At 66.0% G+C, this 22,828-nt stretch carries 22 protein-coding genes; 9 read left to right on the forward strand and 13 right to left on the reverse strand.

Going from position 1 to position 22,828, the window contains the following annotated elements; translation table 11 throughout:
* Positions 1-11 precede the first annotated feature (11 nt).
* The 9 genes from AC3WN8_RS19755 to AC3WN8_RS19795 all read right to left on the reverse strand — a co-directional run bounded on the left by AC3WN8_RS19755 (position 12) and on the right by AC3WN8_RS19795 (position 8,561).
* Positions 12-1,004 (reverse strand): CorA family divalent cation transporter, encoded by a 993-nt coding sequence (locus AC3WN8_RS19755; RefSeq protein ID WP_492671189.1) that lies wholly within the window; start codon positions 1,002-1,004, stop codon positions 12-14.
* Between the two features lie 149 nt (positions 1,005-1,153).
* Positions 1,154-1,921 (reverse strand): phosphoadenylyl-sulfate reductase, encoded by a 768-nt coding sequence (locus tag AC3WN8_RS19760; protein ID WP_492671190.1) that lies wholly within the window; start codon positions 1,919-1,921, stop codon positions 1,154-1,156.
* Positions 1,914-2,339: a DUF934 domain-containing protein gene (locus AC3WN8_RS19765; protein WP_492671191.1), complete on the reverse strand. Its 426-nt coding sequence runs from the start codon at positions 2,337-2,339 to the stop codon at positions 1,914-1,916. The genes AC3WN8_RS19760 and AC3WN8_RS19765 overlap by 8 nt, the downstream gene beginning before the upstream one ends.
* On the reverse strand, positions 2,332-3,966 hold the full coding sequence (locus AC3WN8_RS19770; RefSeq protein WP_492671192.1) for a nitrite/sulfite reductase: 1,635 nt from the start codon (positions 3,964-3,966) through the stop codon (positions 2,332-2,334). The genes AC3WN8_RS19765 and AC3WN8_RS19770 overlap by 8 nt, the downstream gene beginning before the upstream one ends.
* 1 nt (position 3,967) lies before the next feature.
* Complete coding sequence (locus AC3WN8_RS19775; RefSeq protein ID WP_492671193.1) at positions 3,968-4,264, reverse strand: DUF2849 domain-containing protein; 297 nt, start codon at positions 4,262-4,264, stop codon at positions 3,968-3,970.
* Complete coding sequence (gene cobA, locus AC3WN8_RS19780; RefSeq protein WP_492671194.1) at positions 4,261-5,049, reverse strand: uroporphyrinogen-III C-methyltransferase; 789 nt, start codon at positions 5,047-5,049, stop codon at positions 4,261-4,263. Before cobA ends, AC3WN8_RS19775 begins: the two co-directional genes overlap by 4 nt.
* A gap of 143 nt (positions 5,050-5,192) precedes the next feature.
* The gene (locus tag AC3WN8_RS19785) at positions 5,193-5,600 is read right to left on the reverse strand and encodes a GlcG/HbpS family heme-binding protein (protein WP_492671195.1); all 408 of its coding nucleotides are present in this window, start codon (positions 5,598-5,600) and stop codon (positions 5,193-5,195) included.
* Positions 5,601-5,661: 61 nt separating this feature from the next.
* A complete protein-coding gene (gene astD / locus AC3WN8_RS19790; protein WP_492671196.1) occupies positions 5,662-7,089 on the reverse strand; it encodes a succinylglutamate-semialdehyde dehydrogenase in 1,428 nt (475 codons plus the stop codon).
* A gap of 38 nt (positions 7,090-7,127) precedes the next feature.
* Positions 7,128-8,561, reverse strand: a complete 1,434-nt coding sequence (locus AC3WN8_RS19795; protein ID WP_492671197.1) for a protein adenylyltransferase SelO family protein — start codon at positions 8,559-8,561, stop codon at positions 7,128-7,130.
* 37 nt (positions 8,562-8,598) lie between these two features.
* Here AC3WN8_RS19795 and AC3WN8_RS19800 point away from each other — a divergent pair, with 37 nt between their 5' ends.
* From AC3WN8_RS19800 to AC3WN8_RS19810, 3 genes are all read left to right on the forward strand, one after another.
* Positions 8,599-9,459: an alpha/beta fold hydrolase gene (locus tag AC3WN8_RS19800; RefSeq protein ID WP_492671198.1), complete on the forward strand. Its 861-nt coding sequence runs from the start codon at positions 8,599-8,601 to the stop codon at positions 9,457-9,459.
* The gene (locus AC3WN8_RS19805) at positions 9,456-10,586 is read left to right on the forward strand and encodes a glycosyltransferase (protein ID WP_492671199.1); all 1,131 of its coding nucleotides are present in this window, start codon (positions 9,456-9,458) and stop codon (positions 10,584-10,586) included. The genes AC3WN8_RS19800 and AC3WN8_RS19805 overlap by 4 nt, the downstream gene beginning before the upstream one ends.
* 67 nt (positions 10,587-10,653) lie before the next feature.
* Positions 10,654-12,057 (forward strand): NAD(P)H-dependent flavin oxidoreductase, encoded by a 1,404-nt coding sequence (locus tag AC3WN8_RS19810; RefSeq protein WP_492671200.1) that lies wholly within the window; start codon positions 10,654-10,656, stop codon positions 12,055-12,057.
* Positions 12,058-12,178: 121 nt separating this feature from the next.
* Here AC3WN8_RS19810 and AC3WN8_RS19815 read toward each other — a convergent pair whose 3' ends face one another.
* Entirely contained in the window at positions 12,179-13,441 is a 1,263-nt protein-coding gene (locus AC3WN8_RS19815; RefSeq protein ID WP_492671201.1) for an ammonium transporter, read from the reverse strand.
* Positions 13,442-13,510: 69 nt separating this feature from the next.
* Complete coding sequence (locus AC3WN8_RS19820; protein WP_492671202.1) at positions 13,511-14,509, reverse strand: 2-hydroxyacid dehydrogenase; 999 nt, start codon at positions 14,507-14,509, stop codon at positions 13,511-13,513.
* Positions 14,510-14,593: 84 nt separating this feature from the next.
* Here AC3WN8_RS19820 and AC3WN8_RS19825 point away from each other — a divergent pair, with 84 nt between their 5' ends.
* The gene (locus tag AC3WN8_RS19825; protein WP_492671203.1) at positions 14,594-15,085 is read left to right on the forward strand and encodes an SH3 domain-containing protein; all 492 of its coding nucleotides are present in this window, start codon (positions 14,594-14,596) and stop codon (positions 15,083-15,085) included.
* Between the two features lie 120 nt (positions 15,086-15,205).
* Here AC3WN8_RS19825 and AC3WN8_RS19830 read toward each other — a convergent pair whose 3' ends face one another.
* Both AC3WN8_RS19830 and AC3WN8_RS19835 read right to left on the reverse strand, forming a co-directional pair.
* Positions 15,206-16,393 (reverse strand): acetyl-CoA C-acyltransferase, encoded by a 1,188-nt coding sequence (locus AC3WN8_RS19830; protein WP_492671204.1) that lies wholly within the window; start codon positions 16,391-16,393, stop codon positions 15,206-15,208.
* Positions 16,394-16,427: 34 nt separating this feature from the next.
* Positions 16,428-17,324, reverse strand: coding sequence for a LysR family transcriptional regulator (locus AC3WN8_RS19835; RefSeq protein ID WP_492671205.1), 897 nt, complete (start codon positions 17,322-17,324; stop codon positions 16,428-16,430).
* Positions 17,325-17,434: 110 nt separating this feature from the next.
* On the opposite strand from AC3WN8_RS19835, the gene AC3WN8_RS19840 reads away from it, so the two are divergent.
* From AC3WN8_RS19840 to AC3WN8_RS19860, 5 genes are read left to right on the forward strand one after another with little or no spacing between them, the layout of a single operon-like run.
* Positions 17,435-18,592, forward strand: coding sequence for an isovaleryl-CoA dehydrogenase (locus AC3WN8_RS19840; RefSeq protein WP_492671206.1), 1,158 nt, complete (start codon positions 17,435-17,437; stop codon positions 18,590-18,592).
* Positions 18,589-18,861 carry a hypothetical protein gene (locus tag AC3WN8_RS19845; protein WP_492671207.1) on the forward strand — a complete coding sequence of 91 codons (273 nt, stop codon included), beginning with the start codon at positions 18,589-18,591 and terminating at the stop codon, positions 18,859-18,861. Before AC3WN8_RS19840 ends, AC3WN8_RS19845 begins: the two co-directional genes overlap by 4 nt.
* Complete coding sequence (locus tag AC3WN8_RS19850; protein WP_492671208.1) at positions 18,858-20,459, forward strand: carboxyl transferase domain-containing protein; 1,602 nt, start codon at positions 18,858-18,860, stop codon at positions 20,457-20,459. The genes AC3WN8_RS19845 and AC3WN8_RS19850 overlap by 4 nt, the downstream gene beginning before the upstream one ends.
* A 10-nt stretch (positions 20,460-20,469) precedes the next feature.
* Positions 20,470-20,946, forward strand: a complete 477-nt coding sequence (locus AC3WN8_RS19855; RefSeq protein WP_492671209.1) for a nuclear transport factor 2 family protein — start codon at positions 20,470-20,472, stop codon at positions 20,944-20,946.
* A gap of 1 nt (position 20,947) precedes the next feature.
* Complete coding sequence (locus tag AC3WN8_RS19860; protein WP_492671210.1) at positions 20,948-22,828, forward strand: acetyl/propionyl/methylcrotonyl-CoA carboxylase subunit alpha; 1,881 nt, start codon at positions 20,948-20,950, stop codon at positions 22,826-22,828.

The raw sequence follows: 22,828 nt of genomic DNA on the forward strand, positions 1-22,828 counted from the left end.
TATTGTCCGGCCTAGCGCCTTACAAAGCCGAGCATCCTGAGCAGCAGATAGGTCGCGAGCGACGACGCGATCGCGAGTGCGCCCGCGATCAGCGTGCCATTGCCGCTCGTCATCGGCAGTCCGCCGGTGTTCATGCCGAAAAAGCCCGTCACGAGCGTTGCCGGCAGCATCAGCGCGGTCATGATCGACAGGAAATAGATATTCTGGTTGGTGCGCTGCGCGGCCTGCAGGTCGAGCTCGTCGCGCAACAGCCGCAATTGGCCCTGCACCGCGACGACATCGCCATCGAGCGCATGGAGCTGCTGATGGAAGCGTCGCGCGACCGGCGCGAGCGTCGGGGGCAGGGCAGCGTCGTCGCGAAGTCGCTGGAGTGCTGCGCGCATGCCCGCGAGCATACGGTGGATCTGCGCGGCGCGACGACGCACCGCGACCAGATCGCGCGTGTCGGGCAATGCGCCATGCGCCAGAAACTCGTCCTCGTCCTCGAGCAATTCGGCGGTCATGTCGGCGACGATCCGCGCCAGCCCGTCGGACAGCGAACCCAGCAGCAGTTCGAGCGCATCGGCGGCACTGCCGAACGGCTCTCCCGCCAACAGCCGCTGGCGCACGATGTCGGCGGAATGGAGCGGATGGAAGCGGCCGGTGACGATGATCGAGGGGGTGATCGCGACATGGAGCACGCCGATGCGATTGGTCTGGTCGACATCGAAGTCGCGCTCGAAATCGTGGAGGACAAGGCCGACGACGCCCTTCTGGATCAGCGCGCGCTGCGCCTCGTCCTTGGAAAGCATGAGGTCGCGGATCAGCGGCGGCAGTTTCGCCTTTTCGGCGATCCAGCGTAGGCTGCGATGATCGGACAGGTTGAGGTGGAGCCAGCGCAACGCGCTTTCGGCGCGCTCATCGCAATCCTCGATGAGCGCGATGCCGTCGTCGCTCGCCGCGCAGCCCCAGATCAGGCCGGGGCGCATCACGGTTTCGCCGAGCGACAGGAAGTTTTCGGGCACCGGCCATCCCCCGTGGAAACCAAGAGCCTGATGGTCGAGATCAAGATTGGCTTCGCCGAACTAGGTTTCACACTTCAGATCGATTCAATCTGAGGTGATCCTGGTTCAGGGGTTAGGGCGCGCGTGTGACCGTTTTGTTACGCTCGTGATCAGAAGACCGGCTGGTTGGCCGGATCGTCGGGATCGGCGACGGGCACATGGATGCCGCATTCCACCTTGTCCCAGCCACGCCAGCGGCCCGCGCGCGGATCTTCGCCGGGCTTGACCTTCGACGTGCAGGGCGCGCAGCCGATCGAGGGATAGCCCTCGGCCTCCAGCGGATGGCGGGGCAGGTCGTGCGCCTCGAAATAGGCGTCGAGATCGGCCTTGGTCCAGTTGGCCAGCGGATTGACCTTCAGCCGGTCGCCGTCGAGCTCGAAGCGCGGCAGGCCCGATCGCGTCGCGGACTGGAAACCCTTGCGGCCGGTGATCGAGGCGTCGAAATCGGCCAATGCGTTTTCCAGCGGCACGACCTTGCGGATCTCGCAGCAGCCGTCGGGGTCGTAGGACCAGCGCAGCCCGGTCTCGTCCTTTTTCAGGATGGTCGCAGGATCGGGCGTCAGGATGCGCAGATCGGTTAGGCCCAGCCGTTCGACCAGATCGCCGCCATAAGCCAGCGTCTCGGGAAAATGTTTGCCCGTGTCGATGAACAGCACGGGCGTCGCCGGCGACGCCTGCGCGACCATGTGCAGCAGCACCGCGGATTCGGCGCCGAACGAGGAAACCGCGGCGACGTCGCCCAGCATGTTTTCCGCCAGCAGCACCCGCAGCATCTCCACCGGCTCGACGCCGCGGAACATGTTGTTGAGCCGGATCGCGTCGGCGGTGGTGAAACGCGGGCGGACGTCGATGCGGTCGCGGGTACGCGCCTCAGCCATGACGCAGTTTCCAGACCGGAACCGCGCCGTCCGCAGCCTTTTGATAGACATGCTCGTAGCGCGCCAGCGATGCCTCGACGACCGCAGGGTCGAGCGGTTTTTCGGGCGCGAAACTGTCGAAGCCGCAACGGCGCATGAACGCGATCTGGTCGACCAGCACGTCGCCCTGCGCGCGCAGTTCGCCGTCATAGCCCGCTTCGCGCAGGATGCGCGCCGCCGAATAGCCGCGCCCGTCGCGATAGGCGGGAAAGGCGATCTCGACGAGCGCGAGCCGGTCGAGATAGGGAAGCAATGCGCGCGCGTCCTCGTCGGGCTCGAGACGGACCGATGTGGCGTTCGACTGATCGAGAAAGGCATCGAGCGTCACCGCTGGCTCTTCATGCGCGGCATCGGTGCGGAAGCTCAGCGGATCACCCATAGATAGCCTCCTTGAAAGGGTCGATGCCGACACGGCGATAGGTGTCGACGAAACGCTCGCCGTCCTGGCGCAGCGACTTGTAAGTATCGGTCACTTTCTCGACCGCATCGACGATGCCGTCCTCGTCGAAGCCGGGGCCGGTGATCTTGCCGAGCGACGCGTCCTCGGCGCCCGAGCCGCCGAGCAGCAGCTGATAATTCTCGGTGCCTTTACGATCGACGCCGAGAATGCCGATATGGCCGGCATGGTGGTGGCCGCAGGCGTTGATGCAGCCGCTGATCTTGAGCTTGAGTTCGCCCAGATCGCGTTGCCGCTCGGGATCGGCGAAGCGTTGCGCGATCTTCTGTGCGACCGGAATCGATCGCGCATTGGCCAGGCTGCAATAATCGAGGCCGGGGCAGGCGATGATGTCGCTGATCAGGTCGAGATTGGCGGTGGCGAGCCCCGCTTCGTCGAGCGCCTGCCATACCGGGTACAGATCGGCCTTGCGGACATGCGGCAGGACGATGTTCTGCGCATGGGTCACGCGCAGTTCGTCGAAGCTGTAGCGTTCGGCGAGATCCGCCATGACGTCGATCTGATCGGCCGATGCGTCGCCGGGAATGCCGCCGACGGGCTTCAGGCTGATGTTCGCGATCGCATAGCCCGGCTGGGCGTGCGCGACGACATTCTGCTGCACCCACAGGCGGAAATCGGGATCGGACAGGTCCAGTTCGTCGCTCAGCCCCGTTTCGAAGGCGGGCGGTGCGAAAAAGGCGCTGATGCGCTCCAGCTCGGCCGCGGGCGGATCGAGGCCCAGCGTCTTCACATGCGCGAATTCTTCCTCGACCTGGCGGCGATATTCGTCGGCACCGATCTCGTGGACGAGGATCTTGATCCGAGCCTTGTAGATATTGTCGCGCCGGCCGTGGCGGTTGTAGACGCGCAGGCACGCTTCGACATAGCTCAGCAGATCGTCGGCGGTGACGAAATCCTTGATCTCGGGCGCGATCATCGGGGTACGGCCCATGCCGCCACCGACGAAGATCTTGCCGCCGAGAACGCCGGCTTCGTTCCTGAGCAATTCGATGCCGATATCGTGGAGCCGCATCGCCGCACGATCCTCGGCCGCCGCGATCACCGCGATCTTGAACTTGCGGGGCAGATAGCTGAACTCGGGATGGAAGGTGCTCCACTGGCGCAGCAATTCGGCCCAGGGGCGGGGATCGGTGACTTCGTCGGCCGCGGCGCCGGCATATTGATCCGAGCTGATATTGCGGATGCAATTGCCGCTGGTCTGGATGGCATGCATCTCGACGGTCGCGAGATCGGCCAGGATATCAGCGGCTTGCTCCAGCTTGATCCAGTTATACTGGATGTTCTGGCGCGTCGTGAAATGGCCGTAACCGCGATCGTATTTGCGCGCGATATGGCCGAGCATCCGCATCTGCCGGCCGTCGAGCGTGCCATAGGGCACGGCGACGCGCAGCATATAGGCGTGAAGCTGGAGGTAGAGGCCGTTCATCAGCCGCAACGGCTTGAACTGATCCTCCGACAGCGCACCCGAAAGGCGGCGATTCACCTGGTCGCGGAATTCCTCGACACGGGCATCGACGATCGACTGATCATATTGGTCATATTTGTACATGTCAGATCACCCAGTTGCCGGCGGCGGGGTCGGCGGGTTTGAGCGTGAGATCGGGGCGCACCGTGGGCCCGAGCGCGCGGACGCGATCCTTGATATGGGCGGGACGCGGCCCTTCGGGCGTTGCGGTCGCCTCGATCACATAGGGCGCATTGACGCGGCGCGCGCCTTCTTCGGCACGGGCGATGCTCTCACCCTCTTCACCGACATCGGTGGCGTCCTCGACATGGCGCGACCATTCCGTCCCGGTCCACCAGATCACGTCACCCGTCGGCAAATCATTGCCTGTCAATATCTTCACGCAAGATGCTCCGACTGTTTCTCAAATGCTGCCAGCCGATCCTCGGCATCGGCACGCAGAACGACTTCGCCCACCACGATCAGCGCCGGACTCTCGACGCGTTCGCGCGCGATCATGCCGCCAAGGTCGGCGAGCAGGGTGCGCAGCGCGCGCCGATCGGGGCGGCCGCCTTTTTCCAGCACGGCGACGGGCATGGCGGGCGATACGCCGTCGGCGATCAGCTTGTCGGCGATCTGCTCGGCGGTCGCGACGCCCATATAGATGACGAGCGTGCGGCCCTTGCCGGCCAGCCCCGACCAGTCCTGTTCGGTCAGGCCCTTGCACTGGCCTGCGACGAAGCTGACCGCGCTTGCCGCATCGCGATGGGTGAGGGGGAGCATCGCTTCCGCGGCGCAGCCGATCGCGGCGGAAATGCCGGGAATGACCTCGACCGGCACATCGGCCGCGCGGCAGGCCTCGACCTCTTCGCCGCCGCGCCCGAAGATGAATGGATCGCCGCCCTTCAGACGGATCACCGTCGCGCCGCCCAGCGCCTCGGCGACGATGAGCGCATTGATCGATTCCTGCGCCAGCGTGTGCCGCGCGCGGCTCTTCGCGACCGAGATCAGCCGGGCACCGGCCGGCGCAAGCGCCAGGATGCGGCGATCGACCAGCCCGTCATGCACGATCACGTCGGCGCGCCCGAGCGCGCGGACGGCTTTCACCGTCAGCAACTCGGGGTCGCCGGGTCCGGCGCCGACCAGGATCACTTTCCCGCCGGTTAGGTCACGCACTTTACCGTCCATGGCGGACAGATGGGCGTTCGCGCGCGCCGACGCAAAGCAGGGTTTTTTTGGGGGCGGTTAGTTGAGCTTTGCGCTCGCCAACGCGGCGGCGGCGATCTCGCCATCCTCGGCCGAGGTTCCGCCGCTGATCCCGATCGCACCGATCACACCAACCCGCCCGAGACGATCGGCACGCCGCCCTCGACCGCGACCACGCCGTCCAGACTGAGCACGGCGGCGCCGTTCTTCGCGACGGACTCGGCAAATGCCTTGGTCGGACGGCGATACCGGGCCGAGGCACGCGCCTTTTGCTGGGAGACTGTGATCGATGCCGATTGGGTGCCGTCCATCACTTCGAGCAGGATCGGTTCGCCCGACGGCAATACGACCGCGAAGGCCATGCGGAAATTGCGCGCTTTCGCTTCGCGATGCGCGGCATCGACGATGGTGCGTGCCTGGGTGAGCGTAACGGCGGGGCCATAGGGGCCGGGAATCTGTTGCGCTGATGCAGCCGGAGCAAGCAAGATGGCCGCGAACGTGGCGCCCACCGCAAGATATCTCCGTTTGATCATGATCGCCCCTCCTGCTTTTGCGGCGGGATAGGCGGTGGGGCGGAGACAGGCAATGCCGGTGTCAGGAACCGGTGGAGGGATCTCGCAATCCGATGCCGATCGATGCGCGCGCCTGCTCGGTTTCCGAAGACACCACCGGATAGGCGCAATAATCCGCGGCATAAAAGGCGCCGGGCCGATGATTGCCCGACAGCCCGACCCCGCCAAAGGGCGCGTTGGACGGTGCGCCATTGGTCGGCCGGTTCCAATTGACCACGCCCGCACGGATATTGGCCCAGAAGCGGTCGTAGAGCGCGGGCGCGCCGCCGATCAGCGCGGCGGACAGGCCGTAGCGCGTGTTGTTCGCCTCGGCGAGTGCGTCCCCGAAGCTGGCGACGCGGATGACCTGGAGGATCGGGCCGAACAGCTCGACATCGGGGCGATCGGTGACGTCGGTGACGTCGATGATCGCAGGCGTCAGGAACGGGCGGTCGTCGACCGGCCGGTCGAGCCGGCGGAACGGGCGGCCGCCCTTCATCATCAGGCCGAGAAAGCTTTCCTGCAGACTGTCGGCGGCATGATTGTCGATCACCGGCCCCATGAAGGGCTGCGGCTCGTCATGCGGGCCGCCGACGATCATGCGGTCGACCAGCTTGCCGAGTTCCGCCAGCACCGCGTCCTGCTTACCGTCCTCGACGATCAGGCGCCGCGCGGCGGTGCAGCGCTGGCCCGCGGTCATGAACGCCGATTGGGCGATGACGACGGCGGCGGCATGGATATCGGTCGGGTTCCACAGCACGATCGGATTGTTGCCGCCCAGTTCCAGCGCCAGGATCCGGTCGATCCGATCGGCATAGAGGCGGCTGAGCGCGAGGCCGGTCGGCGCCGAACCGGTAAAGAGCAGGCCATCGATGCCATCATGCCCCGCCAATGCCTTGCCCTCGGCCGGGCCGCCGATCAGCAGCCGCACGGCGCCATCGGGCACACCGGCCGCGCGATAACATTCGACAAGAAATTCGGCAGTTGCGGGTGTTTTCTCAGATGGTTTGAAAACCACCGCATTGCCCGCGATCAGCGCCGGAACGATATGCCCATTCGGCAGGTGCGCGGGAAAATTATAGGGGCCCAGTACCGCCAGCACACCATGCGGCTTGTGACGCACTGCGTTGCGCACGCCCAGCGCGCCCTCCAGCCGGCGATGCGCGGTCCGCTCGTTATGCGCGGCGACCGAGATGTCGACCTTGTCGATGACGGCCTCGACCTCGGTCCGCGCTTCCCAGAGCGGCTTGCCCGTTTCGCGTGCGATACGATCGGCGAAATCGCTGGTTCGGGCGCGCACGACATTGCCGAAACGACGCATCGTCTCGATCCGCACGGTCAGCGGGCGCGATGCCCATTCGGCCCATGCGCCCCGCGCGATATCGACTTCGGCATCGACGTCGCCGACTGGTCCGCGCCACAGGATGGCGCCGGTGGCGGGTTCGAACGAAACGATTTCCTGCGGGTTCATTGGATTGCTCTGGCCGGTCGATCCCTTCTCCAGCACCATTAGGCGGGGTAGGTCAAGGCGTCGCCCGAAGCGGGTGGCGGCCCCATGGCGGCGCCCATGCGGCGGACGGCGGCAACCTTGTCGTGCAGCCCCGACCAATCGTCGGCCTCGGCGATGCGCGACCAGATCGCTTCGACCTCGCCGATATGCATCGAACAGGGTGCCTCATCGGCCCAATAGGGATGGTCGAGCGTCCGTGCCGGCGCATAGGCGGCGACCGCCGAGCGGAAATCGTCGAAGGCCGGATCGGCATAGTCGGGATCGGCCGGGGAGGGCGCGCGGCGGTCGCCGCCCGCCCAGTCGAAGAAGAAGCGGTCGATCTCGACCGTTTGCGCCATCAGCGCCTGTTCCATCGCGCCGATCAGCGCCTTGTCCTCGACCTCTCCGCGCGGCGTCACGCCGAGCCGCCACAGCAGGTGGCGGATCAGCGCGGCTTCGTAGCAAGCGGCATAGGGTTCGATCGCAGCCACCAAGGCCTCGGCATCGGCGACCAGGCGGAGCGCCACGGCGAGCTGGATCACGTCCCAATGGATCGCCTCGGCCTGGCGGCCAAAGGCGTAAAGCCCCTGCTGGTCGAAATAGGCCGCGGTGAAAGCGGGATCGTAAAAGGGGGTGAAACGCCACGGGCCGTAATCGAAACTCTCGCCGGTGACGTTGATATTGTCGGTGTTGAGCACGCCATGGACAAATCCGGCGGCGAGATAGCTGGGCGCGAGCGGCGCCACGCGGCGCACGACGTGCGCCAGCAGGCGCACGGCGCCGTCCTCTCCGGGCACGTCGCCGAAATAGGTGCCGAGCGTATAGTCGATCAATCGGCGCATGCTGTCCGCATCGCCGAGATGCGCGAGCCGCTGGAAGCTGCCGATGCGGATATGGCCATGGCTGAGCCGCACCATCACAGCGGACCGGGTGGGGGAGGGCTCGTCGCCGCGCTGGAGCGCTTCGCCGGTCTCGATCAGCGAGAAGGTCTTCGACGTGTCGACGCCCAGCGCCTCGAGCATCTCGGTGGCCAGGATCTCGCGCACGCCGCCCTTCAATGTCAGGCGCCCGTCACCGAAGCGGCTCCACGGTGTCCGGCCCGAACCCTTGGTGCCCAGATCCATCAATCGACCGTCGGCGCCACGCATCTGCGCGAACAGGAAACCGCGCCCGTCGCCGAGATCGGGATTGTACATGCGGAATTGATGCCCGTGATAGCGCAGCGCCAGAGGCTCGGGCAGATTGCCCGGCAAGGGCACGAAGCGCCCGAAATGCGCGATCCACGCATCGTCGTCGAGATGATCGAGCCCGATGCCGGCCGCGGCACGGTCGTTGCGGAACCGCAGGATGGTCCTGGGAAAGTCCGCCGCGGCGACGGGATCGCCCAGCATATCGGCGAGCGCGAGGATCGCGGGCTCGGGTGTGTAAGGAGTTGCTTGCCGGGAACTGTTCATATCGCGATATGGGGGCGAAGACAGCAAGGGCGCAACCATGGCCGCGTATAGTGACGGATATTGGTGGTCGAACGACAATCTGCGCCTGCATTATCGCGACTATGCGGGGTCGGACGAGCGGCCGCCGATCCTGTGTATTCCCGGGCTCACGCGCAACGCGCGCGATTTCGAGGGCGTGGCCGGGCGGCTGGCGGGACGGCACAGGGTCATCTGCGTCGAACTGCGCGGGCGTGGCGAGAGCGCCTATGCCAAGGATCCGATGAGCTATGTGCCGCTCACCTATGCCCAGGATCTCGACCGTCTGATCGGCGAACTGAGTCTCGATCGCCTGATCCTGTTCGGCACGTCGCTTGGCGGGATCGTCTCGATGCTGATCGCCGCGACCGGCCGCGAGCGGCTGGCCGGGGTATTGCTAAACGATGTCGGCCCCGTGATCGAACAGGCCGGGCTGGACCGGATCCGCACCTATGTCGGGCGCAGCGCCGCCTGGCCGACCTGGGTCCATGCTGCGCGCGCGGTCGCCGAGCTCAACCGCGAAGTCTATCCCGACTATACGCTGGAACAATGGTTGCGCATGGCCAAGCAGGTCTACCGTCTCAATGCGCAGGGCCGGATCGTTCCCGATTATGACGCGAAGATCGCGGAGCCGTTCCGTGCGCCAGGGGGTGAGGCGGGCGTCGATCTCTGGCCAGCGCTCGACGCGATGAGCGACGTGCCCGTCCTGATCGTACGCGGCGAGCGGTCCGACGTGCTCGGCGTCGGCACGCTGGCGCAGATGAAGAAAAGACTGGGCAACGCCAAGAGCGTCGTCGTGCCCGGTGTCGGACACACGCCGACGCTGGACGAGCCCGTGGCGGCGCGCGCGATCGACCGTTTCCTTGCCGGGATTTCCGGGTGAGGGCGGTCGCGCTCAACATTCTCCATCTCCATTCGAGTTTCGACCTGGGTGGGAAGGAAGCGCGCGCGGTGCGCCTGATGAATGCGTTCGGCGCACGGGCGCGGCACACGATCCTGAGCGGCGTACCGAATGCGCTGGGCGCCCGCGCCGCGATCGACCCGGGCATCCGCGTCGATTTTCCGCAGGATGCGCCATCGCTGACCGGGCGTCCCTCGGTGGCGCGTTATCAGGCGCTGGCGCGCTATATGCGCCGCTTCGATCTCGTTCTGAGTTATAATTGGGGCGCGATGGACGGGGTGATGGCGCGCCGGCTGTTCGGACAGGGATTGCCGCCGCTGATCCATCATGAGGACGGCTTCAACGAGGATGAAGCGGTGCGGCTGAAGACCGAGCGGACGATCTTCCGCCGGATCGCGCTGCCCGCGGCGCAGGCGCTGGTGGTGCCTTCGGCGACGCTCGAGCGGATCGCGTTGAAGACGTGGAAGCAGCCCGACTGGCGCGTCGTGCGCATCGCCAACGGCATCGACGTGCGGCGCTATGCCGGACAGCGCGACGCGCGCGCCATTCCGGGTTTCGTCCGTCGCCGCGGCGAGGTCGTGATCGGATCGGTGGCGGGCCTGCGCGCGGTCAAGGATCTGCCGCGCCTGGTCAAGGCGGTCGCCGCGCTGCCGGAAAATGCGCGCCTGGTGATCGCGGGCGAGGGGCCGGAGCGCGCGGCCATCCTGTCGGCTGCCCAGGCGGCGGGCATCGCGGGGCGTGTCCATCTGCCGGGCTTTCTCGATCGGCCTTGGCGCTATGTCGGCTTGTTCGACATCTTCGCGCTGTCGTCGAAGAGCGAGCAATTCCCGATTTCCGTCGTCGAAGCGATGGCGGCGGGGTTACCGGTGGCAGCCCCCGATGTCGGCGACGTGTTCGCGATGGTTGCCGACGAGAACCGGAATATGCTTGCCGGGGCGCCGTTCGAAGCGGCGCTGCGCAGTTTGGTGCTGGACGAAAGCCTCAGGAAATGCGTAGGGGCCGCCAATCGCGCGCGCGCGGTGGGGGAATTTGACGAGGAACGCATGATCGCGCGCTATGCATCGCTTTACGGCGGCGCAGTCGGTCGGTCCGGCGCATTGACCGGTTAATCCGTTTTTTACCGCGCATTTTGCGCCTGTTTCGCCTATATCTGGGACAAATCAAGGGAGTGACGTGTTGTTCAAGGGTCTGAAGCCCATCAGCTACCGCGGGCGCGAGGTCTGGCCGATCATCGAGGGCGGAAAGGGCATTTCGGCGAGCAACCATATGAGCTCCGGCGCCTGGGCCGCGGCCGGCGGTATCGGCACCATCTCGGCGGTCAACGCGGACAGCTATGATCCGACGGGCAAGATCGTGCCGCAGGTCTATCGCAGCCGCACGCGGCGCGAGCGGCATGAGGAACTGATCGAATATGCGATCGAGGGCGCCGTCGAACAGGTGAAGCGCGCCTTCGAGCTGTCGTCGGGCAAGGGCGCGATCAACATCAACGTGCTGTGGGAAATGGGCGGCGCCCAGCGCATCCTGCACGGCGTGCTCGAACGGACGCGCGGCATGGTGTCCGGCGTCACCTGTGGTGCCGGCATGCCCTACAAGCTGTCCGAGATCGCCGCGTCCTACGAGACCAGCTATCTGCCGATCGTGAGTTCGGGCCGCGCCTTTCGTGCGCTGTGGAAGCGCGCCTATCATAAGGCGGCGGAGTGGCTTTCGGCGGTGGTCTATGAAGATCCCTGGCTGGCCGGCGGGCATAACGGCCTGTCCAATGCCGAGGATCCGCTGAAGCCCGAGGATCCCTATCCGCGCGTCAAGGCGCTGCGCGACACGATGCGCGAAGGCGGCATCTCCGACGATGTGCCGATCGTGATGGCCGGCGGCGTCTGGCACCTGCGCGACTGGAACGACTGGATCGACAATCCCGAACTCGGCTCGATCGCCTTCCAGTTCGGCACGCGGCCGTTGCTCACGCGCGAGAGCCCGATTCCCGAAGCGTGGAAATCCAAGCTGATCACGCTGGATCCGGGCGATGTGCTGCTTCACCGTTTCTCGCCGACCGGTTTCTATTCGTCGGCGGTGATGACGCCCTTCCTCAAGAACCTCGTGATGCGTTCCGAGCGCCAGATCGCCTTTTCCACCGAAGCGGCGGGCGATCATCAGTTCCAGCTCGATGTCGGCGTCAAGGGCAAGCATATGTGGGTCACGCGTAATGACCTGCTGCGTGCCCGCGAATGGTTCGGTCAGGGCTATGTCGAGGCGTTGAAGACCCCTGACAACACGCTCGTCTTCGTCACGCCCGAGGAACGCGCGATCGTCCGCAAGGACCAGGCGGATTGCATGGGCTGCCTCAGCCAATGCGCTTTCTCGTCATGGATGGACAGCGAGACCAACTCGACCGGCCGTCTCGCCGATCCGCGCAGCTTCTGCATTCAGAAGACATTGCAGGACATCGCCCATGGTGGCGACCCGGAGGACAATCTGATGTTCGCCGGCCATGCCGCCTACAAGTTCAAACAGGATCCCTTCTACTCGAACGGCTTCGTGCCGACGGTGAAGCAACTCGTCGACCGGATCCTGACCGGGGACTGAGTTCACCCTTCGATTTTCAAGGTCGCGTTCGGGCTGAGCCTGTCGAAGCCCCGCCCTCTCTTCTGCCTATGCGCCGAAGAGGGAGGGGGCGGCAGGCTCGGCCCGAACGGTGCTTTCCCGATTACGCGCCCGTTTCGGTGTTCACCGGCTCGGCATCCTCGTCGTCACGCATCGGCAGCAGCATCGCGGCCATATAGCCGGTGATGAGCGTGCCGATCACCGACCAGAGCAGTATTGCGACCACCGCGACGAGCTGCGCGACCAGTTGCTGGGCGAGCGGGGCGGAATCCTCGAAGACGGGCGCGCCAAGCGCGGGCAGCATGGCGATCGGGAGCAGCAGCGCACCGACGAGCCCGCCCGTGCCGAAAAGCGCGGCTGCCTGCGCCGGATCGTCGATGCGCAGCTTCGCCGCCAGGCCGACGACAAGACGCGCCAGCACCGACGCGATCAGGCCGATGAGGATCGCGCCGAGCGGCCCCGTATAGCCGGCCGCCGCCGCGATGCCGGCAAGACCCGCCAGCAGGCCGCTTGCGAAGCCCAGCGCGTCGAGTTTGCGGCGCGACAGCGCATCGGCACCAATCCAGGCGAGCGCGCCGGCGCCCGCGGCAAGATGCGCGTTGACGATCGCACGTGCGGTGTCATCGGTCGCGGCGAGCGCCGAGCCGCCGGCAAGTGCCAGCAGGCCGATCCAGATCAGGCCGGTGCCGGCAAGCGCGAGCACCGGGGATTGCGCGGGCAGGGCGGTCTTGCGGAACCCCTGTCGCGGACCGACGATCCAAGCCGCGGTCAGCGCCGATACGCCCGCGGACAGATGGAGCGTGATCCCGCCGGCATAGTCGAGCGTGCCGAGCCCGGTGAGCCAGCCGCTGCCGACCCAGCGCGCAACAGGCACATAGACCAGCAGCGACCAGCCAAGCGCAAAGCCCAGTGCCCAACCGAAGCGGGCGCGTCCGATCAGCGCGCCGGCGACGACCGTCGGCGCCGCTATGGCAAAAACGGTCTGGAGCAGCGCAAAGGCCGAATCCGAAATGGTGGTGCCTTCGCGGATGTCCGCCAGATTGCCGAGGAAGATATTGCCGAGCCCGCCGATCCAGGCCGATCCGGGGCCGAATGCGAGGCTGTACCCGAGCGCGACCCAGAGCAACGGGATGGCGGCGGCGATGACGAGCGGCGAAAGCGCTGCGGAAACGGCGGAGCGGGGCTGGGCGAGGCCGGCATGACGCAGTGCGAAGCCCGCGACGATGCCGAGCAGCGCGATCGGCGCGGCGGCGAGCACCCAGCCGGTGTCGCCGCTGTCGGGCGCGACGGTAAGCTGTGCCGCCGCCGGCGAGGCGGCCAGGCCGGCAAAACCGAGCGCCAAAAATGCCTTCAAGCCGTTACGCATCGTCCATCCCCGAATCTGGTTGGGCGTCCTGCTAGCGGAAACAGCGTTAAAAAGTCGCGAACTCCGGTCTCACGCCCAGCCTTCGAGCACCTGGTCGGGCGGCCGGTGGCCGTCCGCCCACATGCGGATATTGGTGATCACCTTTTCGCCCGTGGCTTCGCGCGCCTCGATTGTCGCCGACGCCATATGCGGCAGCAGCACGACATTGGCCAAGGCGAGCAGGCGCCGATCGACGGCGGGCTCGTGCGCATAGACATCGAGTCCCGCACCCGCGATCCGGCCCGCTTCGAGCGCATCGATCAGCGCGCCCTCATCGACGATCTCGCCGCGCGCGACGTTGATCAGCGATGTGCTGGGCTTCATCAGCGCGATCCGGGCCGCGTCGATCAGATTGTGCGTCTCCGCATTGTGCGGACAATTGATCGAGACGAAATCCGAGACACGGAGAAGCTCGTCCAGCGATTCGTCGAATGTCGCGTCCACCGCGCGTTCGACGACGTCGGGCAGGCGATGGCGGTTGTGATAGCGGATCGAGAGCCCGAAGCCGCGCGCGCGTAGCGCGATCGCCTGGCCGATCCGGCCCATGCCGACGATCCCCAGCGTCTTGCCGTGGATACGGTGCCCGAGCATCGCCGTCGGTGCCCAGCCTGCCCAATTGCCCGAACGAACCGTCCGTTCACCCTCGACCAGCCGGCGCGGGACCGAAAGCAGCAGGGCCATCGCCATGTCGGCCGCGTCCTGCGTCAGCACGCCGGGTGTGTTGGTGACGATGATGCCTTTGGCGCGCGCCGCCTTCAGATCGATATGATCGACGCCATTGCCGAAATTGGCGATCAGCTTCAGCGCCGGCCCCGCCGCGGCGATCAGCCCGGCGTCGATCTCGTCGGTCAGCGTCGGCACCAGCACATCGCAATCCGCCATCGTCGCGGCCAGTGCCGCGCGATCCAGCGGCCGGTCGTCGCGATTGAGCGTCGTCAGGAACAATTCGGTCATCCGCGCCTCGATCGGCTCGGGAAGGCGCCGGGTGACGGCCACCCTGGGTTTTTCGATGCGCTCGGACGGAGTCATGCGAACCGGCTAGGCGCGCTTCCATGTTCCCGTCAAGCGGTGCTAACGCTTGATGGTGCGCAGTGCTTTTGCCAGAAGGACGAGATGAGAGTTTTCGGGGGAAAAGCCGGGTTGCGCGTCGTGGCGACCTTTGTCGCGCCGGCGCTGGTTCTGCTGGGGGCGGATGCTGCCCTCGCGCAGAAGAAACCGCCATATTGGGCATCGATCACCGCCGCCAAGGCGCGGATGCGCACCGGGCCGGGGCGCAATTTTCCGGCGAGCTGGCTGTACCAGCGCGCGGGGCTGCCCGTGAAGGTGATCGAAACCTATCCCAATTGGCGCAAGGTCGAGGATCCCGACGGGACGCAGGGCTGGATGCAGGCCAATCTGCTGAGCGAAGACCGGACCGCGATGGTCATCGGTGAGGTCCGTACCTTGCGTGCGTCGCCCGACAATGCGGGCAAGGTCAACTGGCGCGCCGAACCCGGCGTGATCGGCAAGCTCTCCGAATGTGCCGAGGGCTGGTGCCGGATCGACGTCAACGGCCGCGCGGGTTTCGTCGAGGCGCGCTATCTTTGGGGCGCAGACGGAAAGTAGATCGCAACCGGCTCGGCTTCATCGTCATTGCGAGCGGAGCGAAGCAATCCAGGGTGCGGATGCATCCCTGGATTGCTTCGTCGCAATGCTCCTCGCAACGACGGAAAAGGAGAGTGAAGCTTAGTCGACCAGCTCGATCGCAACGGCTGTGGCTTCGCCGCCGCCGATGCACAAAGCCGCCACGCCCTTCTTGCCGCCGCGATTCTGCAGCGCCGCGATCAGCGTGGCGATGATGCGCGCGCCCGATGCGCCGATCGGGTGGCCGAGTGCGGTCGCGCCGCCATTCACATTCACCTTGTCGTGCGGAATGCCGAGATCGCGCATCGCGATCATCGAGACGCAGGCGAATGCTTCGTTGACTTCGAACAGGTCCACATCGCCGACGCTCCAGCCCGCCTTGTCGAGCGCCTTGGTGATCGCGCCGACCGGGGCGGTGGTGAATTTGGCGGGCTCATGCGCATGCGCGGCATGGGCGACGATGCGCGCGACGGGCTTGGCGCCGAGCTTGTCGGCGACGCTCTGGCGGCTCATCACCAGCGCGGCGGCGCCGTCGGAGATCGACGAGGCATTGGCGGCGGTGATCGTGCCGTCCTTGGCGAAAGCGGGCTTGAGCGTCGGGATCTTGGCGGCGTCGCCCTTCAGCGGCTGTTCGTCCTTGTCGACGGTCTCGACGCCCTTGCGGCCCTTGATCTCGACCGCGACGATCTCGCGATCGAACGCGCCGGAGGTCTGCGCGGCCTGGGCGCGGGTGAGCGAGGCGATAGCGTAATCGTCCTGCGCTTCGCGGGTGAACTGATATTCGCCGGCGGTCTCCTCGGCGAAGCTGCCCATTGCGCGGCCGGGCTCATAGGCGTCTTCCAGGCCGTCGAGGAACATATGATCCATCACGCGGTCATGGCCGATGCGCGCGCCGCCGCGATGCTTGGTCAGCAGATAGGGGGCGTTGGTCATGCTCTCCATGCCGCCCGCGATCAGCAGGTCGACCGATCCGGCCGCCAGCGCGTCGGCGGCCATGATCGCCGCCTGCATGCCCGATCCGCACATCTTGTTGACCGTCGTCGCCTCGACCGAATTGGGCAGGCCGGCCTTGAGTGCGGCCTGGCGGGCGGGGGCCTGGCCGAGGCCGGCGGGCAGCACGCAGCCCATATAGATGCGCTCGACCTGGTCGCCCGCGACTCCGGCGCGCCCGACCGCGGCCTTGACCGCCGTCGCGCCCAGATCGGTTGCGCTTGCGCCGGAAAGGCTGCCCTGGAAGCTTCCCATCGGGGTGCGGGCATAGGACAGGATGACGACGGGATCGGTGGTCATGATCAGCTTCCTCGTTTGATATCGTGCCGGCGACTTAAGACGTCGCCTTCGCAACTGCAACATCGTCGACCGTCCGAATGTTTTGCCCAAGCGTCCCAAGGGTTTCGGTCAATGGATGTTCTCTGAGCGGGCGGAGGGAGCCGAACAACAGGCCGATCTGCCGCACCGCATCGAAGCCCGCGAGTCGCGGCATCGCGATGCCGGTGCCGCCCAGCGATGCCGGCGCCACGGTGATGCCGATGCCCGCACGCACCATCGCCATCGCGCGATCGTCATTGGCGGAACGCAGGCTGAAGGGCGGGCGGACGCCGCGCTCGGTGAAATAGCGGCTCGTTTCCGCCAGCATCTCGCAGGATCGGCGCGCGATCATCGCTTCGCCCGCCACTTCCTCGGGTGAGACGCTGGCGCGCGCCGCGAGCGGATGGCGGGCGGGAAGGGCGAGTCGGTAATCCTCGGCGAACAGCGGCAGCGCCTCGAACCGTGTGTCGCCAGCGCGGATCAGCGTCAGCGCCAGGTCGATCCGGCCGTCGCCGAGCGCCGCGATCAGGCTGCGTTCGTCGCCTTCGGTGATCTCGATCGGATCTGCGCCGCGATACCGTGCGAGCGCAGCTTCGAGTGCGGCCGTGGACATGCTGAGCAGCACGCCGAGCCGGACGGGCTGGAGCGGCGCGGCGACGCCGGTCACGCTTTGCTCGGCAGCCCGGAATTCGCGCTCGATCGCGCGGGCATGGGTAAGCAGCCGGTTGCCCGCCTCGGTCAGCTGGACGCGGCGGTTGCTGCGCGCGAACAGCCGGGTGCCGAGCCGTTTTTCGAGCTCGGAGATCCCCGCCGACAAGGTCGGTTGCGTCACGTTGATCTGATTTGCCGCGCGCGTGAAGCTGCCGGCGTCGACCACGGCGAGGAACTGGCGCAGATGCGTGCGGCTGATCATAGATTTTATCTATGCGAGTGACGGATCAATTTCAATTTTTACGATAATGCTCGCCGGGCTATGACAGCGCAGCTGCCATGGGATAGCCTGCCCGCCAGGAGAGACACGCAATGACCGCCACCCCCGATTTCGATTTCGCGCTCGGCGAAAATGCCGAAATGATCCGTGAGAGCACGCGCCGCTTCGCCGAGGATCGCATCGCGCCCCTCGCCGCGAAGATCGACGCGGACGACTGGTTCCCGCGCGACCTCTGGCCCGAAATGGGCGCGCTCGGCCTGCACGGCATCACCGTCGAGGAAGCGGATGGCGGCCTGGGTCTCGGTTATCTCGAACATGTCATCGCGGTGGAGGAAGTCAGCCGGGCGTCGGCGTCGATCGGCCTGTCCTATGGCGCCCATTCCAATCTGTGCGTCAACCAGATCCGCCGCTGGGCCAATCCCGAGCAAAAGGCGAAATATCTGCCCAAGCTGATCTCGGGCGAACATGTCGGTTCGCTGGCGATGTCGGAGACGGGGGCGGGTTCCGACGTGGTCGGCATGAAGCTGCGCGCTGAGCAGCGCGATGGCGGCCATCTGCTCAACGGCACCAAATTCTGGATCACCAATGCGGCCTATGCCGACACTTTGGTGGTCTATGCCAAGACCGGAGAGGGATCGCGCGGCATCACCGCATTCCTGATCGAAAAGGATATGCCCGGTTTCTCGATCGGCCAGAAGCTCGACAAGATGGGCATGCGCGGTTCGCCGACGGCGGAACTGGTCTTCAACGACTGTTTCGTGCCCGACGACAATATCATGGGGCCGCTGAACGGCGGCGTCGGCGTGCTGATGTCGGGCCTCGATTATGAGCGCGCGGTGCTTGCGGGCATCCAGCTCGGCATCATGCAGGCCTGTCTCGACACCGTCATTCCCTATGTTCGTGAGCGCAAGCAGTTCGGCAAGCCGATCGGCGCGTTCCAGCTGATGCAGGCCAAGATCGCCGACATGTATGTCGCGCTGCAATCGGCGCGCGCCTATGTCTATGCGGTCGCGCGGTCTTGCGATGTCGGGCGTACGACGCGCTTCGATGCGGCGGGTGCGATCCTGCTGGCGTCGGAGAACGCGGTGAAGGTCGGACTGGAAGCGATCCAGGCGCTGGGCGGTGCGGGCTATACCAAGGACTGGCCGGTCGAGCGTTACATGCGCGATGCCAAGCTGCTCGATATCGGCGCCGGCACCAACGAGATCCGGCGCATGCTGATCGGTCGTGAACTGATCGGCGCTGCATGAACGACACCATCCTGACCGCGCTGCAATGGTATGGCGCGGCGGCCGGCGCGGTGGCGGCACTGATCGTGTCGCTCAACCTCGGGCGGCGGCCGACGGGATGGGCATTCGTGATTTTCGTGACCTCGTCGATCGCGCTGATCGGCTGGGGTTTCCTGCAGGACGAAAGCGAGGGGATCGGTGTGCAGAATGTCATTCTGCTCGTCATCAACCTGATCGGCGTCTGGCGTTATCTGATTATGGGCAAGGACCCCAAGGAGGACACGGCGTGAGCGCGCCCATATTGGACAGCAAGCTTTCCCCCGAGAGCGAGGGGTTTCGTGCCAATGCCGCGCATAATCGCGCCTTGGCCGACCAGCTTCATGCCGATGTCGCAAAAGCGGCGCTCGGCGGCGGTGCCTCGTCGCGCGAACGGCATGTGTCGCGTGGCAAGCTGCTGCCGCGCGACCGCGTCGAGCATCTGCTCGATCCCGGTTCGCCCTTTCTCGAGATCGGCCAGCTCGCGGCATGCGACATGTATGGGGGCGAGGTGCCCGGCGCCGGCATGATCGCCGGCATCGGCCGTGTCTCCGGCCGCCAGTGCATGATCGTCGCCAATGACGCGACGGTGAAGGGTGGCACCTATTATCCGATGACGGTGAAGAAGCATCTCCGCGCGCAGGAGATCGCCGAGGCCAACCGGCTGCCTTGCATCTATCTGGTCGACAGCGGCGGTGCCAATCTGCCGCACCAGGCGGAGGTCTTTCCCGACCGCGAGCATTTCGGGCGCATCTTCTTCAACCAGGCGAACATGTCCGCGCTCGGCATTCCGCAGATCGCCTGCGTGATGGGCAGCTGCACCGCGGGCGGCGCCTATGTGCCCGCAATGTCCGACGAGACCGTGATCGTCCGCAACCAGGGTACGATCTTCCTCGCCGGCCCGCCGCTGGTGAAGGCGGCGACGGGCGAAGTGATCAGTGCCGAGGATCTGGGCGGCGGCGATCTCCATGGCCGCAAGTCGGGCGTGGTCGATCATGTCGCGGAGAATGACGAACATGCGCTGACCATCGTGCGCGACATCGTCTCGACGCTGGGCGTGCCGCATGATCCGCGCGTGAATGTGGCCGAGCCGCGTGCACCGAAATTCGATCCCGAGGAGCTTTACGGCGTCATCCCGCAGGATGTGCGCGCGCCTTATGACGTGCACGAGGTGATCGCGCGGCTGGTCGACGGCAGCGAATTCCACGAGTTCAAGGCGCTGTACGGCACGTCGCTCGTCTGCGGCTTCGCGCATATCTGGGGCATTCCGGTCGCGATCCTCGCGAACAACGGCGTGCTGTTCAGCGAGTCCGCGGTGAAGGGCGCGCATTTCATCGAGCTTGCCTGCCAGCGCCGCATCCCCTTGCTGTTCCTCCAGAATATCTCGGGCTTCATGGTCGGCGGCAAGTACGAGGCCGAGGGCATCGCCAAGCATGGCGCCAAGCTGGTGACGGCGGTGGCGACCGCGACCGTGCCCAAGATCACCGTACTGATCGGCGGCAGTTTCGGCGCCGGCAATTACGGTATGTGCGGCCGCGCCTATAGCCCGCGTTTCCTGTTCACCTGGCCCAACAGCCGCATCTCGGTGATGGGCGGCGAGCAGGCGGCCTCGGTGCTCGCGACCGTTCACCGCGATGCCGACAAATGGACGCCCGAGGAAGCCGAGGCCTTCAAGGCGCCGGTGCGTCAGCGCTATGAGGATGAGGGCAATCCCTGGCACGCCACCGCGCGGCTATGGGATGACGGCATCATCGATCCGGCCCAGACCCGTGACGTGCTGGGCCTGGCTTTCTCCGCGACGCTCGAAGCGCCGATCGCCGATCGCCCGGCCTTCGGCGTGTTCCGGATGTGAGGACCGAAATATGACCCCAATCCTTCCGCTTTTGCTGCTTGCCGCCGCCCAGTCGGAAAAGCTGCCCCCCGCCAATCCGATCCCGCTCGACGGCAGCGAGGAAGCTGCGGTGATGGTGCCCGTCAACGGGATCTTCGCAGGCCTGACCGCACATGACGGCCAGGCGATCCTGGCGCAGGTCCGCCCCGAGGGCATGGCGACCGTCGCGGTCGAAAAGCCCGATGGCGGCCGTACGATCCGGCGGATGAGCTGGGCCGATTTCGCGGGCGGCATCAAGCCCGGCCCGCAGCGGCTGGAAGAGCGCATGACCAATCCCGCGATCGATATCGACGGCGATATCGCGATGGTGTGGGGGCGCTATGTTCTGCTGGTCGAGGGCAAGCCGCATCATTGCGGCGTCAATCATTTCGATATGTTGCGGGAGAACGGCCAGTGGAAGGTGCTGAACGTCACCTGGTCGCAACGCACAACCGGCTGCGAGGACTGACGTGATCCAATCCCTGCTCATCGCCAATCGCGGCGAGATCGCGTGCCGCATCATCCGCACCGCGCGTCGCCTCGGCATCCGCACCGTCGCCGTCTATTCGGACGCCGATGCGAAGGCGCTCCATGTCCGCGAGGCGGACGAAGCGGTGCATATCGGCCCGTCGATCGCGCGCGAATCCTACCTGATCGGCGAAAAGATCGTCGCGGCGGCCAGGGCGACCGGCGCCGAGGCGATCCATCCCGGCTATGGTTTCCTCTCCGAGAATGCGGAGTTCGCGCAATCGGTGATCGACGCCGGCCTCGTCTGGGTCGGTCCCAATCCCGCCAGCATCACCGCCATGGGTCTGAAGGATGCCGCGAAAGAACGGATGATCGCGGCCGGCGTGCCGGTCACACCCGGCTATCTGGGTGAGGATCAGGATCCCGATCGCCTCAAGGCGGAGGCCGATGCGATCGGCTATCCCGTGCTGATCAAGGCGGTCGCGGGCGGCGGCGGCAAGGGCATGCGTCGCGTCGATGCTGCGGCCGACTTTGCCGACGCGCTGCTGTCGTGCAAGCGCGAGGCGGCGTCGTCCTTCGGCGACGACCGCGTGCTGATCGAGAAATATATATTGAGCCCGCGCCATATCGAGGTGCAGGTGTTCGGCGACACGCATGGCGACGTCGTCCATCTGTTCGAGCGCGACTGTTCGCTGCAGCGCCGCCACCAGAAGGTGATCGAGGAAGCCCCGGCGCCCGGCATGGACGAAGCCACGCGCGAAGCGATCTGCGCGGCGGCGGTCAGGGCCGCGAAGGCGGTCGATTATGTTGGCGCCGGCACGATCGAATTCATCGCCGACGCCAGCGAAGGCCTGCGTGCCGACCGCATCTGGTTCATGGAGATGAACACCCGGCTGCAGGTCGAGCATCCGGTGACCGAGGAAATCACTGGCCAGGACCTGGTCGAATGGCAATTACGCGTCGCCAGCGGCGAGCCACTGCCCAGGCGTCAGGACGAACTGTCCATCGATGGCTGGGCCATGGAGGCACGGCTTTATGCCGAGGATCCGACGACCGGCTTCCTGCCGTCGACCGGGCCGCTGACGCGCTTCTCGCTCGACGCCTTCCATTCGGGTGCCCGCATCGACACCGGCGTCGTCGAGGGCGATGCGATCAGCCCATTTTACGATCCGATGATCGCCAAGATCATCTTTCACGGCGAGACGCGCGAGGAAGCGGCCGAGGGCGTTGCCGACGAACTGCTCAATCTTTCCATCTGGCCCGTCCGCACCAACGCGGCCTTCCTGGTGAAGCTGCTGCGCGATGACGCGTTTCTCTCCGGAAACGTGCAGACCGGTTATATCGGCGACAATCTCGAGCGGCTGACGGCAATCGATCCGCCGAACGATGGCGTTCTGAACAGCGCGGCCGAAGCGCTGCTTCCGGCCGAAGATACATCGGTCTGGAACCAGCGTTCCGGTTTCCGGTTGAACCGCGCTGCCGACAGGCGGTTGCGTCTGGCCGACGAAGCAGGTGCGCTGATCGAATTCGAAGCGGGACCGAGCTATGATCCGGTCTTCACCGATGTGATCGACGGTGTCGCCATCCATCCGATGCTGGGCAAGACCTATGCGTTCCGCCGCTACGAACCGCGCGGTTCGGCGGGAGGTGCCGGCGCATCCGATGGCGCGATCCTTTCCCCCATGCCTGGCCGTATCATTGCGGTCGACGTGGTCGCCGGCGCTTCGGTGACCAAGGGGCAGAAGCTCGTCACGCTCGAGGCGATGAAGATGGAGCATTCGCTGACCGCGCCCTTCGACGGGACGGTCGCCGAGCTCAATGCCGAGGTCGGTGGGCAAGTGTCCGAAGGGGCGCTGCTTGTCCGGATCGACAAGGCGGAATAG

The organism is Sphingobium sp. FW305-3-2-15-F-TSA7 (assembly GCF_058787155.1).

Excerpts from the sequence above, each read along its gene's own strand:
- AC3WN8_RS19760 (WP_492671190.1), bottom strand. The coding sequence starts at position 1,921 with ATGGCTGAGGCGCGTACCCGCGACCGCATCGACGTCCGCCCGCGTTTC.
- AC3WN8_RS19765 (WP_492671191.1), bottom strand. The coding sequence starts at position 2,339 with ATGGGTGATCCGCTGAGCTTCCGCACCGATGCCGCGCATGAAGAGCCA.
- AC3WN8_RS19770 (WP_492671192.1), bottom strand. The coding sequence starts at position 3,966 with ATGTACAAATATGACCAATATGATCAGTCGATCGTCGATGCCCGTGTC.
- cobA (WP_492671194.1), bottom strand. The coding sequence starts at position 5,049 with ATGGACGGTAAAGTGCGTGACCTAACCGGCGGGAAAGTGATCCTGGTC.
- AC3WN8_RS19785 (WP_492671195.1), bottom strand. The coding sequence starts at position 5,600 with ATGATCAAACGGAGATATCTTGCGGTGGGCGCCACGTTCGCGGCCATC.
- astD (WP_492671196.1), bottom strand. The coding sequence starts at position 7,089 with ATGAACCCGCAGGAAATCGTTTCGTTCGAACCCGCCACCGGCGCCATC.
- AC3WN8_RS19795 (WP_492671197.1), bottom strand. The coding sequence starts at position 8,561 with ATGAACAGTTCCCGGCAAGCAACTCCTTACACACCCGAGCCCGCGATC.
- AC3WN8_RS19800 (WP_492671198.1), top strand. The coding sequence starts at position 8,599 with ATGGCCGCGTATAGTGACGGATATTGGTGGTCGAACGACAATCTGCGC.
- AC3WN8_RS19815 (WP_492671201.1), bottom strand. The coding sequence starts at position 13,441 with ATGCGTAACGGCTTGAAGGCATTTTTGGCGCTCGGTTTTGCCGGCCTG.
- AC3WN8_RS19820 (WP_492671202.1), bottom strand. The coding sequence starts at position 14,509 with ATGACTCCGTCCGAGCGCATCGAAAAACCCAGGGTGGCCGTCACCCGG.
- AC3WN8_RS19825 (WP_492671203.1), top strand. The coding sequence starts at position 14,594 with ATGAGAGTTTTCGGGGGAAAAGCCGGGTTGCGCGTCGTGGCGACCTTT.
- AC3WN8_RS19830 (WP_492671204.1), bottom strand. The coding sequence starts at position 16,393 with ATGACCACCGATCCCGTCGTCATCCTGTCCTATGCCCGCACCCCGATG.
- AC3WN8_RS19835 (WP_492671205.1), bottom strand. The coding sequence starts at position 17,324 with ATGATCAGCCGCACGCATCTGCGCCAGTTCCTCGCCGTGGTCGACGCC.
- AC3WN8_RS19840 (WP_492671206.1), top strand. The coding sequence starts at position 17,435 with ATGACCGCCACCCCCGATTTCGATTTCGCGCTCGGCGAAAATGCCGAA.
- AC3WN8_RS19845 (WP_492671207.1), top strand. The coding sequence starts at position 18,589 with ATGAACGACACCATCCTGACCGCGCTGCAATGGTATGGCGCGGCGGCC.
- AC3WN8_RS19855 (WP_492671209.1), top strand. The coding sequence starts at position 20,470 with ATGACCCCAATCCTTCCGCTTTTGCTGCTTGCCGCCGCCCAGTCGGAA.